Origin of the sequence: Cellulomonas sp. JZ18 (assembly GCF_009720485.1) — a bacterium.
Lineage (GTDB): Bacteria > Actinomycetota > Actinomycetes > Actinomycetales > Cellulomonadaceae > Cellulomonas.
In genome coordinates, this window is the sequence record NZ_CP045245.1 from 1,627,367 (window position 1) to 1,639,677 (window position 12,311).

12 protein-coding genes are annotated in these 12,311 nt (G+C 76.8%); 5 read left to right on the plus strand and 7 right to left on the minus strand.

Annotation, left to right across the window (positions count from 1 at the left end; genetic code table 11):
* Positions 1 to 18: 18 nt before the first annotated feature.
* Genes GC089_RS07435 through lipA form a run of 3 tightly spaced genes read right to left on the minus strand, consistent with a single transcriptional unit; the run spans position 19 to position 2,621 of the window.
* On the minus strand, positions 19 to 777 hold the full coding sequence (locus GC089_RS07435) for an alpha/beta fold hydrolase (protein ID WP_196250855.1): 759 nt from the start codon (positions 775 to 777) through the stop codon (positions 19 to 21).
* A gap of 29 nt (positions 778 to 806) precedes the next feature.
* Positions 807 to 1,556 (minus strand): DUF4191 domain-containing protein, encoded by a 750-nt coding sequence (locus tag GC089_RS07440; RefSeq protein ID WP_155377108.1) that lies wholly within the window; start codon positions 1,554 to 1,556, stop codon positions 807 to 809.
* A 51-nt stretch (positions 1,557 to 1,607) separates the two neighbouring features.
* A complete protein-coding gene (gene lipA / locus GC089_RS07445; RefSeq protein ID WP_155377110.1) occupies positions 1,608 to 2,621 on the minus strand; it encodes a lipoyl synthase in 1,014 nt (337 codons plus the stop codon).
* A 186-nt stretch (positions 2,622 to 2,807) separates the two neighbouring features.
* On the opposite strand from lipA, the gene GC089_RS07450 reads away from it, so the two are divergent.
* Positions 2,808 to 3,311: a flavodoxin domain-containing protein gene (locus GC089_RS07450; protein WP_155377111.1), complete on the plus strand. Its 504-nt coding sequence runs from the start codon at positions 2,808 to 2,810 to the stop codon at positions 3,309 to 3,311.
* 26 nt (positions 3,312 to 3,337) lie between these two features.
* Here the strand turns inward: GC089_RS07450 and lipB are convergent, their stop codons facing one another.
* Together lipB and GC089_RS07460 are read right to left on the minus strand one after the other, a co-directional pair.
* Entirely contained in the window at positions 3,338 to 4,027 is a 690-nt protein-coding gene (gene lipB, locus GC089_RS07455) for a lipoyl(octanoyl) transferase LipB (RefSeq protein WP_155377113.1), read from the minus strand.
* 10 nt (positions 4,028 to 4,037) lie between these two features.
* The gene (locus tag GC089_RS07460; RefSeq protein ID WP_230685136.1) at positions 4,038 to 4,616 is read right to left on the minus strand and encodes a MarR family winged helix-turn-helix transcriptional regulator; all 579 of its coding nucleotides are present in this window, start codon (positions 4,614 to 4,616) and stop codon (positions 4,038 to 4,040) included.
* Here GC089_RS07460 and GC089_RS20005 point away from each other — a divergent pair.
* The 4 genes from GC089_RS20005 to GC089_RS07475 are packed head-to-tail and all read left to right on the plus strand — an operon-like array spanning position 4,615 to position 9,418.
* The gene (locus GC089_RS20005; protein ID WP_370514090.1) at positions 4,615 to 4,950 is read left to right on the plus strand and encodes a hypothetical protein; all 336 of its coding nucleotides are present in this window, start codon (positions 4,615 to 4,617) and stop codon (positions 4,948 to 4,950) included. The two genes, GC089_RS07460 and GC089_RS20005, sit on opposite strands and share 2 nt — an antisense overlap.
* Positions 4,944 to 6,878: an MMPL family transporter gene (locus GC089_RS07465; RefSeq protein ID WP_370514091.1), complete on the plus strand. Its 1,935-nt coding sequence runs from the start codon at positions 4,944 to 4,946 to the stop codon at positions 6,876 to 6,878. Before GC089_RS20005 ends, GC089_RS07465 begins: the two co-directional genes overlap by 7 nt.
* A gap of 58 nt (positions 6,879 to 6,936) precedes the next feature.
* Positions 6,937 to 7,983 (plus strand): Gfo/Idh/MocA family oxidoreductase, encoded by a 1,047-nt coding sequence (locus tag GC089_RS07470; RefSeq protein ID WP_155377115.1) that lies wholly within the window; start codon positions 6,937 to 6,939, stop codon positions 7,981 to 7,983.
* A gap of 52 nt (positions 7,984 to 8,035) precedes the next feature.
* A complete protein-coding gene (locus GC089_RS07475; RefSeq protein ID WP_155377117.1) occupies positions 8,036 to 9,418 on the plus strand; it encodes a hypothetical protein in 1,383 nt (460 codons plus the stop codon).
* Here GC089_RS07475 and GC089_RS07480 read toward each other — a convergent pair.
* Together GC089_RS07480 and sucB are read right to left on the minus strand one after the other, a co-directional pair.
* Complete coding sequence (locus tag GC089_RS07480; RefSeq protein ID WP_230685137.1) at positions 9,393 to 10,304, minus strand: TIGR01777 family oxidoreductase; 912 nt, start codon at positions 10,302 to 10,304, stop codon at positions 9,393 to 9,395. The genes GC089_RS07475 and GC089_RS07480 overlap by 26 nt on opposite strands.
* Before the next feature lie 77 nt (positions 10,305 to 10,381).
* On the minus strand, positions 10,382 to 12,307 hold the full coding sequence (sucB, locus tag GC089_RS07485) for a 2-oxoglutarate dehydrogenase, E2 component, dihydrolipoamide succinyltransferase (RefSeq protein ID WP_155377118.1): 1,926 nt from the start codon (positions 12,305 to 12,307) through the stop codon (positions 10,382 to 10,384).
* Between the last annotated feature and the right edge of the window lie 4 nt (positions 12,308 to 12,311).

A 12,311-nucleotide genomic window follows, 5' to 3' on the forward strand; every position in this document is an offset into this window, starting at 1 on the left:
AGGGGGCGCGCACCGCACTCACGCACGCGTCGGTGCGACCTCCGCGAGGAACGCGTCCACGGCCTCGTGGTAGAGGTCCGACTGGTCGCGGCGCACGCAATGGCCCGCGCCCGGGACGACGACGCGGCGCACCAGGTCGTTCACGAGGGCGCCGGGAGCCATGGGCGCGTCCGGTGGCACGACGAGCAGGGTCGGCACCCGGAGCGCCTCGAACAGCTCCTCCCAGGCGGGGTCGCCCAGCCACAGCCCGTGCCGCACGTACGCGCGGTCGACGAGCGGCTTGCACGCGGCCCACGCCTCCGCCTCGGCACGGCTCCAGCGGACCTCGTCCACCATCCGGCGCACCGCGGCCGGGAGGTCGCCCAGCGAGTCCAGGAACTGCTCCTGCCCGGCGACGAACACCGGGTCGGGGACGTCCCCCGACGGCCGCGCCGGGTCCTCCAGCACGAGCGCCGCGACGCGGTCGGGGCACGCGAGCGCCGCGCGCAGTGCGAGCAGCCCGCCGAGCGAGTGGCCGACGAGGACGGCCGGCGCGGGCAGGGTGCCCACCAGCCGGACGACGTCGCCCAGCAGGACGTCCGGGGCGGCGACCAGCTCCTCGGCGGTGAACCGCGGCGACCGGCCGTGCCCGCGCAGGTCCGGGGCGTGCACGTCCCAGCGGTCGCCCCAGTGCCGCACGAGGTCCGGCCACGCCGTGCCCGCGTCGGTCAGCCCGTGCACGAGCACGAGCGGGGGAGCGACGGGACTGCCGTACCGGTGGACCGTCAGGGGCAGCACGACGAGGAGGCTACCGGGGCGCCCCGGGGTCAGCGGCCGCGCATGCCCTTGCGGTCGGGGCGCGCGCGCGTGGGGTCGATGCCCTTCGGCACCGGGAGCCGGGCGCCGCCCAGCGCGGTGAGCCGGCGCAGGACCTCGGCGACCTCCTGCTTGGTCAGCTGGGGCTTGAGCTTCTGCACCGTGCGGGGCAGCTTGCGCAGCGACACCTGGCCCTCGCCGTTGCCGACCTGGATGACGTGCACGGGCGCACCGGAGACCACGCGCGCGGTGCGCTTGCGCTCGGACTCGAGCAGCTTGGCGATGCGGTGCGCGGGGCCCTCGCCGACGAGCACGACCCCGGGCCGGCCGACGCCGCGGAACACCATGTCCTGCGTGCGGGGGTCGACGGCGACGGGCTCGTCGCCGAACGTCCAGCCGCGGCGCAGCGTGCCGAGCGCCGCCAGGGCCGCGCCGGGCTGGCCCTCGATGCGCGAGTACGCGGCGGTCTCCGCACGGCGTGCCAGCACGAACAGCGCGCCGAGCACCGCGAACGGGATGCTGAGCAGCAGCACGTAGACGACGCTCTCGGTCAGCAGGCCGATGACGAGGCCGAGGGCGATGACGCCGACGAACACCGCGAGCACGATCCAGGTGACCGCCGGGTCGACCTGGCGCGTCATCGTGTAGGCCTGCCACACCTGGTGGTACCAGCGGGTCTTCTTGACCTTGCCCGTCTTGCCCGTCCCCGTGCCGGCGCCGGCGGGGGAGCCCTGCGGGGAGGTGGAGCGCTCGCGTGCCATGGGCCGTGAGTCTACCGGCGGGCGGGGTGGACCCGGCCCGCCGGCGGCGGCTCAGCGGGCCGGCGTGCGCGCGAGCAGCGCCGACGCCTCCTGGCGGGACGTCGTCGGCTCGCCCAGGTGCGCGAGCGCGTCCGGGATCGGCAGGCCGCGGCGCCGCATCGCCTGGCCCCACAGGCGTCCGGCCCGGTACGACGAGCGGACCAGCGGGCCGGACATGACGCCGAGGAAGCCGAGGCGCTCCGCCTCGGCGGAGAGCTCGACGAACTCCTCGGGGCGCACCCACCGGTCGACGGGGTGGTGCCGCACCGACGGGCGCAGGTACTGCGTGATCGTCACGAGGTCGCACCCGGCCTCGTGCAGGTCGCGCAGCGCGTCGGCCGCCTCCTGCGTGGTCTCGCCCATGCCGAGGATGAGGTTGGACTTCGTCACCAGGCCCGCCTCGCGTGCCCGCGTGATCACGGACAGGGACCGCTCGTAGCGGAAGCCAGGACGGATCTGCTTGAAGATGCGCGGCACGGTCTCGAGGTTGTGCGCGAGGACCTCCGGGCGGGACTCGTTGACGACGTCCAGCAGCTCGGGGACCGCGTTGAAGTCGGGGATGAGCAGCTCGACGCCCGTGCCCGGGTTGAGCGCATGGATCTGGCGGACCGTCTCCGCGTACAGCCACGCCCCGCCGTCGGGCAGGTCGTCACGCGCGACGCCCGTCACCGTGGAGTACTTCAGGCCCATCGCCTGCACGGACTCCGCGACGCGCCGCGGCTCGTCGGCGTCGAAGGCCGCCGGCTTGCCGGTGTCGATCTGGCAGAAGTCGCACCGGCGCGTGCACTGGTCGCCGCCGATGAGGAACGTCGCCTCGCGGTCCTCCCAGCACTCGAAGATGTTGGGACAGCCCGCCTCCTCGCACACCGTGTGCAGGCCCTCGCGGCGGACCAGGCCCTTGAGCTCGCTGTACTCGGGGCCGGTCGTGGCGCGCGTGCGGATCCACTCGGGCTTCTTCTCGATGGGGGTGGCGGCGTTGCGCGCCTCCACCCGGAGCATCCGGCGTCCCTCGGGGGCGATCGTCACGTGGTCAGACTAACCCGGGGCACCCGGACGGGAGCGGTGCCGGGGTGTGACGGCGGCCTCGCCCGCGGCGACCCCGGCGAGGACCTCGGTCCCAGGTCCGCGCACCGCGGGCGACGGACCCTGGAGGGGAGCCGGGGGCCCGACGACGTGCACCTCCCCGGTGGACCCAGGGGACGAGGTGGCGACATGCGGGTACTGGTGAGCGTCGCGTCGCGGCACGGTGCGACGCGCGAGATGGGGACGGTCGTGGCGGAGGAGCTCCGCGCGGCCGGGCACGACGTGGCCGAGGTGGAGCCGGAGGACGTCGAGCGTGTCGACGCGTACGACGCCGTCGTGCTCGGCTCGGCCGTCTACGTCGGACGGCTCGCGCTGGGCCTGCGGGCCCTCGTGGACCGGCAGGGCGGACAGCTGCGCGGGCGTCCCACCTGGCTGTTCTGGTCGGGGCCGATCGGGGACCCGCCGGTGCCGACCACCGTCCCGGACGACGTCACGGCGCTGGCCACGGCGGTCGGGGCCCGGGGCGTCGCGATGTTCCCCGGCCGTCTGGAGCGCACGGGCCTGGACCTGTCGGAGCGTGCCCTCGTGGCGCTCACGCGCGCCGAGGCGGGCGACTTCCGCGACCTCGACGCGGTGCGTGCGTGGGGGCGCGAGGTGGCGCAGGCGCTCGTCGCGCACGGCGCCGACGCCTGACGCCGGTCGGCTCGCCGCGCGGCCGCTCAGACCGCGGCGGGGCGCGCCGCCGAGCCCGCCGCGAGCAGCGGGCCGAGCACGTCCCGCAGGTGCCCCTCGACGAGCGGGGCGACCTCGCTGACGGCGACGTGCCGGCCGGCCTCCGCCGAGAGGGACGTGACGTCCGCGTCGTCGATCCCGCAGGGCACGATGCGCTCGTACCAGGTCAGGTCGGGGCAGCAGTTGAGGGCGAAGCCGTGCATCGTCACGCCGCGGGCCACCCGCGCGCCGATCGCGGCGACCTTGCGGGCGCGCCGCGGGGCGGGGGTCCTCCCGGGCTCGTCCGCCGGGAGCCAGACGCCGCTGCGGCCCTCGACCCGCTCGGTGCGCACGCCGACGTCCGCGCACGCGCGGATGAGCGCCTCCTCCAGGGCCCGCACGTAGCGCACGACGTCCACCGGCTCGGCGAGGCGGACGATCGGGTACCCGACCAGCTGGCCGGGCCCGTGCCACGTGATCCGGCCGCCGCGGTCGACGTCGACCACCGGTGTGCCGTCGGTGGGGCGGTCGCTGCGCGCCGTGCGCTTGCCGGCGGTGTAGACGGGCTCGTGCTCGAGCAGCAGGACGACGTCCTCACGGGTGCCCGCCTCGACGGCCGCGTGCAGCTCGCGCTGCAGCGCCCACGTCGGCTCGTACGGCTGCAGGCGGGTGCCGAGGTCGAGCGGTTCGACGCGCATGCGAGCCAGGCTAAGCCCTCGCCGCGGCGTCGTCCGACGGCGGCGCGGGCGACGGGACGGGGGCCGGGCCGCCGGTCGGGTCGCCTGTCGACGAGGCGAGGTCGTCGGGCTGCACGACCAGCAGCAGCAGCTCGCGCAGCTGGTCGCGCTGGCGTTCGTCGAGCACCCCGAGGACGCGCTCCTGGGCGGGTCGGGGGTCGGCCGAGGCGACGAACGCGGCCGTGCCGGCGTCGGTGATGGCGATGACGTGCCGGCGCCGGTCGTCGGGGTCCGGACGCCGGCTGACGTAGCCGGTGCGCTCGAGGCGGGCGACGACGCGGCTCATGGTCTGCTCGGTCACGCCGCACGCCTCGGCCAGCTCGCGCTGGGACATCGGGCGCGTCGTCAGGTGCACGAGCACGGGGTGGCTCGCGTGGTTGAGGTCCCACGCCGCGAGGTGGGCGTTCCACTCCCGCTCCATGCGCCGGGCCGCTGCCGACAGCAGCCGGCCGACCGGCCAGTGGTCGACCTCGCCACGCGTGACGTCCTGCACCGCAACCCCGCCCTTCCGCTTGCCGGGTCGCGCGCCACGACCCATGATGCTCAGCATGCTGAGGAAAGCGTGGGCGCGCGCCCTGGCGGTGACCGTCGCGCTGCTCGTCTGGCTGGCCGTCGGCGGCGTGGGCGGCATGGCCCAGGGCCGGCTGGCTCAGGTGCAGACGAACGACGCGGCGGCGTTCCTCCCGTCGTCGGCCGAGTCCACGCGGGCCGCGGACGCGTCGCGGGACCTGGTCGACAGCCAGACCCTACCCGCGCTCGTCGTGCTCGCCCCCGCGGCCGGGGAGGCGTCACCCCCGAGCAGCTCGAGGCCGCACGCGACGTGGCCGCGGCGGTTGCCGACCGACGGGTGCCCGGCGGGGAGGGGACGTGGGCGGACGTGCTGACCGGCGACGTCGTGCCGGTGCCGGCCGAGGACGGCGAGGCGGTCCTGCTCGCCGTGCCGCTCGACGCCGACCGCGGCGAGGAGCGCATCGGCGAGGAGCGCGTGTCCGCGCTGCTGGTCGAGGACCTGCGCGAGCTCCTGGCCGACGACCTCGGGGCCACCGCCGACGACGCCGGCGAGCTCGGGCTGAAGGCGTGGGTGACCGGTCCCGCGGGCTTCGTCACCGACCTCAGCGGCGCGTTCGCCGGGATCGACGGGATCCTGCTGCTCGTCGCGCTCGGGGCCGTCCTGCTCATCCTCGTGGTCGTCTACCGCTCGCCGTTCCTGCCGCTCGTCGTCATCGTCACCGCGGTCTTCGCGCTCGCGCTCGCGGGCCTCGTCGTCTACCACCTCGCCGACGCCGGCGTGCTCGTGCTCAACGGGCAGTCGCAGGGCATCCTCTCGATCCTCGTCGTCGGTGCGAGCGTGGACTACGCGCTGCTGCTCGTGGCGCGCCACCGCGAGGAGCTGCGCCGGCACGAGCACCCCGCCGACGCGCTGCGCCGGGCCTGGCGGCGCTCGCTCGAGCCGATCCTCGCGAGCGCGGGGACGGTGGTCGCCGGCCTGCTCTGCCTCCTGCTCTCCGAGCTCGCGTCCAACCGCAGCCTCGGGCCCGTCGCCGCGGTCGGGATCGGCGCCGCGGTGCTGTCCGCGCTCACGCTGCTGCCGGCGCTGCTCCTCGTCGCGGGGCGCCGCTCGCGCGTGCTGTTCTGGCCGCGCGTGCCGCGTCCCGAGCCCGCGGTCGTGCCCGCGACGCACGGTGCCCACGCCGCCGCGGGCGCGGACCTGGCGGACGCCTCGCACCTGTGGTCGCGCTGGGCGCGCTGGGTCGCCCGGCACGCGCGACCCGTGTGGGTCGTCAGCGCGGTGGCGCTGCTCGGGCTCGCCGCCTTCGTGCCGACCCTGCGTGCCGGTGGCACGAGCCAGACCGACGTCTTCCTCACGCCCGTCGACTCCGTGGCGGGCGAGGAGGTCCTGGCCGAGCACTTCCCCGCCGGCGCCGTGCAGCCCCTGACCGTCGTCGTCGACGAGGCGCAGGTCGAGGACGTGGTCGCGGCGGCCGAGGACGTCCCGGGTGTCGCCGCGGCCGCGCCCTACACCGGTGCGCCGGCCGGTGCGCCGACGGCGGACGCGGCCCCTGTCGTGGCCGACGGCGTGGCACGCGTCGACGTCGTGACGGAGGCGCCCTCCGACAGCCAGGAGGCCGTCGACGTGGCGGCCGACGTCCGGACCGCGGTGCGGGAGGTCGCGCCGCAGGCCCTCGTCGGCGGCGCCGCGGCCGAGACGCTCGACACGCAGCTCGCCGGCGAGCGGGACCTGCGCGTGATCGTCCCCGTCGTCCTGCTGGTGATCCTCCTCATCCTGGTCGTGCTGCTGCGCTCCCTCGCGGCCGGGCTGCTGCTCATGGCGGCGAACGTCGCGTCGTTCGCGGCCGCGCTGGGCGTCGCGGCGATCGTGTTCGACCTGCTCGACCTGCCCGACGCCGACCCCGCGGTCCCGCTGTACGGGTTCGTCTTCCTCGTCGCCCTCGGCGTCGACTACACGATCTTCCTCATGACGCGCGTGCGGGAGGAGTCGCTCGCGCACGGGACGCGGGCGGGCGTCGTGCGTGGGCTCGCCGTCACCGGAGGCGTCATCACGTCGGCCGGCCTCGTCCTCGCGACCACGTTCGCCGCGCTCGTCGTGATCCCGCTGCTGTTCCTCGCGCAGATCGCGTTCATCGTCGCCTTCGGGGTGCTGCTCGACACGTTCGTGGTGCGCAGCCTCCTCGTGCCCGGGCTCGTGCACGACATCGGTCCGCGCACGTGGTGGCCGAGCGCGCTGTCGCGTCGCCCCGAGGGCGGGGCGCACGCGGCGGCGCCCGCCGCACCGGGACGCACCGCCGGGTGACCGGCGCACCGGGGCCGGACGCGCGGCCGGCCCCGCTCCGACGCCTAGAGTGACGCGCATGGAGCCCCTGCGCGTCGGACTGGTCGGCTACGGCGGGGCCGGGCGTGGCATCCACGCCCGGCTGCTGCGCGCCACCGGGCACGTGGTCGTCGCCGTCGTCACCCGGCACCGCGGCGACGCGGTCCGCGAGGACTGGCCCGACGCGCGCGTCGTCCCGGACCTGCCGGCGCTGCTCGAGCGCCCGCAGGACCTCGACCTCGTGGTCGTCGCGAGCCCGACCGGTGAGCACGTCGCGCACGTGCGCGCCGTGCTCGAGGCCGGCGTGCCCGTGCTGGTCGACAAGCCGCTGGCGACGACCGAGCAGGAGGCGGCCGCGCTCGTGCGCCTCGCCCAGGAGCGGGACGGTCGGCTGACCGTGTTCCAGAACCGCCGCTGGGACCCCGAGCAGCTGACCCTGCGCGGCCTCCTCGACGTGGGGGAGCTGGGCCGCGTGCACCGCTTCGAGCGTCGGTGGGAGAGGTTCCGGCCGGAGCCGCAGCGGCGCTGGAAGGAGGAGGACCCGGTCGGCGGGGGTCTGCTGCTCGACCTCGGCGCGCACCTGGTCGACTCCGCCGTCCAGCTGTTCGGTCCGGTGCGGCGCGTGCACGCCGAGCTGCGGGCGCTGACGACCCCGGCCGTCGACGACGTCTTCCTCGCCCTCGAGCACGTCCCGGACGCCGACGGCCACGTCGTGCTCTCGCACCTGCAGGCGGGCGGCCTGGTCGGCGCGCCCGGCCCCCGGACCCGCGTGCTCGGCGACCGGGGCGCCTACCTCGTCACGAGCTTCGAGGGCGAGCCGACGCCGTTCGCGGCGCTCGACGACGCGTACGAGCAGGCCCGACGACCCGAGGAGCCGCCGCACGAGGGCTGGCTGGTGCGCGGGGGCGACCGCACCCCGGTGCCACGCGCCGCGGGCGGGCACGAGGACCTGTACCACGCCGTCGCCCGGTGGGTGCGCGGTGCGGGCCCGGTGCCCGTGGACCCGCGGGACGCCGTGGTCACGGCCCGCGTCCTCGACGCGGCCCGGCGTGCGGCGGCGACGGGGACGCCGGTCGTCCTCGCCTGAGGGCTGTGGACGACGCCGGACGCCACGCCCGTGCCGGCGGTTGGATGGCGCGGTGCAGCCCGCCCTGGTCCCCGACGACGTCGTCCGCCTCCTCGAGGACCGCGGTCTCGCGGTCGTCGCCGCCGTGGGTACCGACGGTGCGTGGTGGGTCGCGCACCCCGCCGCCGGGTGCGCGGGCGAGCCGCTCGAGGTGCAGGTCGTGCGCGTGCCGGCCGACGACGACCTGCGGGCGCGCGCGGCCCGGCTGCGCGGCGCCGCGCACCCCCACCTCGCGGCCGTGCGCGACGTCGTCCCGCTCGACGCCGGACGCGTGGCGGTCGTCGTCGCGCACGTGCCCGGGCCCACGCTCGCCGCGCTCCGTGCCGCCCGGCCGCCGCTGAGCAACGGCGAGGCCGTCACGGTCGCCGTGCCCGTGGCCCAGGCGCTGGGCGCGCTGCACGCCGCCGGGCTGACGCACGCCGCCGTCGCCGCGGACCGGGTCGTCGTGCGCCCCGACGGCTTCCCCGTCCTGGTCGACGTCCGCGGCGTGCTCGCCGGGTCGGGCACGCCCGACGGCGACGTGCGCCGGCTCGTCGCGACCGTGCTCGGCGTGCTGCCGCCCGTCGAGGCCCAGCTCGCCGCCGACCTCCCCGAGCTCGACCGGCTGCGCGGTGCGCTCGAGGAGGTGGCCCGGCGGCCGTCACCCCGGGCGCAGGACGTGGTCGAGGCCGCCTTCGCCGCGGCGCACCCGCAGGCCGTCCAGGTCCCCGACCCCGACGCGCTGGCCGGGGCGCAGGTGGCGCTCGCGGCGGGTCGGGCGCTGCCGCGCGCGTCCGCCCGGACCCCGCCCTCGCGCCGCGCGCGCCGGCCCCGGGCGCGGCGCGGACGCCTGGTCGTCGTGCTGACGGCGGGGCTCGTCCTCGCCGCCGGCGGGACGCTCGCCGCGGCGCGCGTGGCCGGCGCCCCGGACGACGGCCCGTCCGCGGCGCCGACGGCGGCGGCACCGACGCCGACCGACCCGGCACGCGGTGGCGGCGCCCCGACGCCGCAGCCCGCCGACCGTGCCGCCGAGGACCCCGTCGCCGCGGCCGCGGTGGACCTGACGCGTCGACGCGCGCAGGCGCTCGCCGACGCGTCGTCGGCCGGTCTCGCGGACGTGCACGTCGCCGGCTCACCGGCCCTCGCGCGCGATGTCGCGCTCCTCGAGCGCCTCGCCGGCGCCCGGTCACAGGGGCTGGTCGTGCACGTCGCGGAGGTGGTGCGGGCGGGGGAGACCACCGACGGCGACACCGTCGTCGCCGTCCGCTCCTCGGTCGGCGCCCACGCGCGCGTGGCACCGTCGGGCGAGCGGACGAGCGTGCCGGCCGGGGAGGAGCGCACGGTCGAGCTGGTGCTCAGGAGCACCCCGGACGGTTGGCGCGTCTGGGACGTCAGGGCACCGGACGCGCCGTCCTGACCCACCGGGCCACCTCGTCGGGCGTGGCGTGCTGCGGCACGAAGCCCGACTCGCGCAGCACCCGCGGGTCGGCGCGGATCGACCCGAGCACCTCGGAGGAGAAGTCGCCGAGCGCGAGGCGCAGTGCGGGCGCGGGCACCGGCACCGTCACGCGGGCGCCGAAGGCGCGGCGCAGCGCGTCCAGCAGGACGACGTGCCGGTCGGCCCGCGCGACCAGGTTGGCCGGGCCGTGCACCGGGGCGGTGAGCAGGTGCTCGATGGCCGCGACCTCGTCCGCGAGGCTGATCCAGCTCCAGAACTGCCGCCCGTGCCCGAGCCGCGTGGCGACACCGGCGCGCATCGGCAGCAGCAGCCGCCCCAGCGCGCCCCCGCCGGGGCTGAGGACGACGCCCGTGCGCAGGTGCACCACCCGCACGCCCGCGTCCTGCGCGGGCCGCGTCTCGGCCTCCCACTGGCGCACGACGTCCGCGAAGAAGGTGCGCCCGAGCGGCTCCTCCTCGGTCAGCAGCGTGTCCCCGCGGTCCCCGTAGGCGCCGATCCCGGACGCCTGCAGCAGCACGCGCGGGCCGTCCGCCCGCTCGGCGAGGGTGCGAGCGAGCAGCCCGGCGGTCTGCAGGCGCGACGCCAGGATCGCGTCCTTGCGCGCCGGCGTGAGCGGCCGGGACCCGGCGTTCACGCCCGCGAGGTCGACGACCGCGTCGGCGCGCGCGACGGCGTCGGCGTCGATCCTGCCCGCCGCCGGGTCCCACCCGATCTCGTCGCCGCCGCGGGGCGCGCGTCGCACGAGCCGGCGTACCTCGTGGCCCCGGTCCACCAGGTGGCGCACGAGCGCCGTCCCGATCAGCCCGGACGACCCGGCCACCACCACGCGCATGCCACCGCTCACGTGCACACCCTCCCGGTACGGCGCGGGCCGCGCACCCCGAGGGGTGCGCGGCCCGCGCGCGTGCTCGTCGTCCGGCGTCAGAGGCCGAGCTCGGCCTCGAACGCGCCCTCCTCGAGGCGGTTCTTCACCGCGGTGAGGTAGCGCGAGGCGTCCGCGCCGTCGACCAGGCGGTGGTCGTAGGACAGGCAGAGGTAGCACATCGACCGGATGGCGATGACCTCCTCGCCGTCCGCGTCCTTGACGACGACCGGGCGCTTGACGATCGCGCCCGTGCCGAGGATCGCCGACGTGCCGCCGGGGACGATCGGCGTGTCGATGATCGCCCCGCCCGAGCCGGTGTTCGTCACCGTGAAGGTGGCGCCGCTCAGCTCGTCCGGCGTGATCTTGTTCGACCGCGTGCGGGTCGCGAGGTCGTTGATCTTGCGCGCGATCCCGGCGAGGTTGAGGTCGCCGGCCTCGCGGATCACCGGCACGACGAGGCCGCGCTCGGTGTCGACCGCGATGCCCACGTTCTCCTGCCCGTGGTACGTGATCGTCGTGCCCTCGAGCACGCCGTTGACCTTCGGGTAGGTCTTGAGCGCCTCGACGGCCGCCTGCACGAAGAACGGCAGGAAGGTGAGGTTGACGCCCTCGCGCTTGGCGAAGTCCGCCTTCGCGCGGGCGCGCAGGCGGGCGATCTTCGTGACGTCCACCTCGACGACGGTCGTCAGCTGGGCCTGCGTGTGCAGGGCCTCGACCATCCGCTCGGCGATGATCTGGCGCAGGCGGCTCGCCTTCTCGGTCGTCCCGCGCAGCGGCGAGACGGCCGGCGGAGCGGCCTTCGCCGCCGGCGCGGCGGCCGGTGCGGCCGCAGGGGCGGGGGCGGCCTTGGCGGCCTCCTCGGCCTTGCGCGCCTCCTCCGCCTTGCGGGCGGCCTCGAGGACGTCCTCCTTGCGGATGCGTCCGCCGACGCCCGTGCCGGTCAGCGTGGCGACGTCGACGCCCTTCTCGGCCGCGAGCTTGCGCACGAGCGGCGTGAGGTAGGAGCCGCCGGCCGTCGCGGTCGACGAGGTCTGGGCCTGCTGCGAGGTCGGCTGCCGGGCCGCGGCCTCCTGCGCGGCCGGGGCCTGCCCGGCCGCCTGCGCCGACTCGACCTCGGGCGCCGGGGCCTCGTAACCGCCCGGCTGCGGGGCCGCCTCCGCCTGCGCGGGCTCCTGCTGCGCGGGCTCGGGCGTCGCCGCCGGCTTGGGCTCGGGCTGCGCCTGCTGGGGCTGGGCCTGCTGCGGCTGCTCGGGAGCGGACTGCGCCGGGGCGGACGGCGTGGCCGCACCGGACCCGACGACCGCGAGCACGGCACCGACCTCGACGGTCTCGTCCTCCTGCACCCGGATCTCCTGGACCGTGCCGGCGACCGGCGAGGGGATCTCGGTGTCGACCTTGTCGGTCGAGATCTCGAGCAGGGGCTCGTCGACCTCGACGGTGTCGCCGACCTGCTTGAGCCAGCGGGTGACGGTGCCCTCGGTGACCGACTCGCCGAGCGCGGGGAGACGGACCTCCTCGCCCCCGCCCTGACCGCCCGACGCCGGGGCGTCGCCGGACGGCTGCGCGTCGGCGGCGGGCTGCGAGGACTGCGACGGCGCCGGGGCGTCCTCGTGCTCCTCGACGCTCTGCACGGCCGACGTCTCCGCCGCGGTCTCCTCGACCTGCGACTGCTGCGCGGGCTCGTCCTGCTGCCCGGACTGCTGCGGGGCCGCGTCGGACGCCTGGTCGCCGGCGCCGGCGCCGTCGCCGGAGCCGATCACGGCCAGCGTGGCGCCGACCTCGACGGTCTCGTCCTCCTGGACGAGGATCTGCTCGAGCACGCCCGCGACGGGCGAGGGGATCTCGGTGTCGACCTTGTCGGTCGAGATCTCGAGCAGGGGCTCGTCGACCTCGACGGTGTCGCCGACCTGCTTCAGCCAGCGGGTGACGGTCCCCTCGGTGACGGACTCACCGAGGGCGGGGAGCTGCACGTTCTCGGACATGACC

Bases quoted from the DNA above. Each gene is read 5' to 3' on its own strand.
- GC089_RS20005 (WP_370514090.1), top strand. From the start codon at position 4,615: ATGCTGAGGAAAGCGTGGGCGCGCGCCCTGGCGGTGACCGTCGCGCTG.
- GC089_RS07440 (WP_155377108.1), bottom strand. From the start codon at position 1,556: ATGGCACGCGAGCGCTCCACCTCCCCGCAGGGCTCCCCCGCCGGCGCC.
- GC089_RS07460 (WP_230685136.1), bottom strand. From the start codon at position 4,616: ATGCTGAGCATCATGGGTCGTGGCGCGCGACCCGGCAAGCGGAAGGGC.
- sucB (WP_155377118.1), bottom strand. From the start codon at position 12,307: ATGTCCGAGAACGTGCAGCTCCCCGCCCTCGGTGAGTCCGTCACCGAG.
- lipB (WP_155377113.1), bottom strand. From the start codon at position 4,027: ATGCGCGTCGAACCGCTCGACCTCGGCACCCGCCTGCAGCCGTACGAG.
- GC089_RS07470 (WP_155377115.1), top strand. From the start codon at position 6,937: ATGGAGCCCCTGCGCGTCGGACTGGTCGGCTACGGCGGGGCCGGGCGT.
- GC089_RS07450 (WP_155377111.1), top strand. From the start codon at position 2,808: ATGCGGGTACTGGTGAGCGTCGCGTCGCGGCACGGTGCGACGCGCGAG.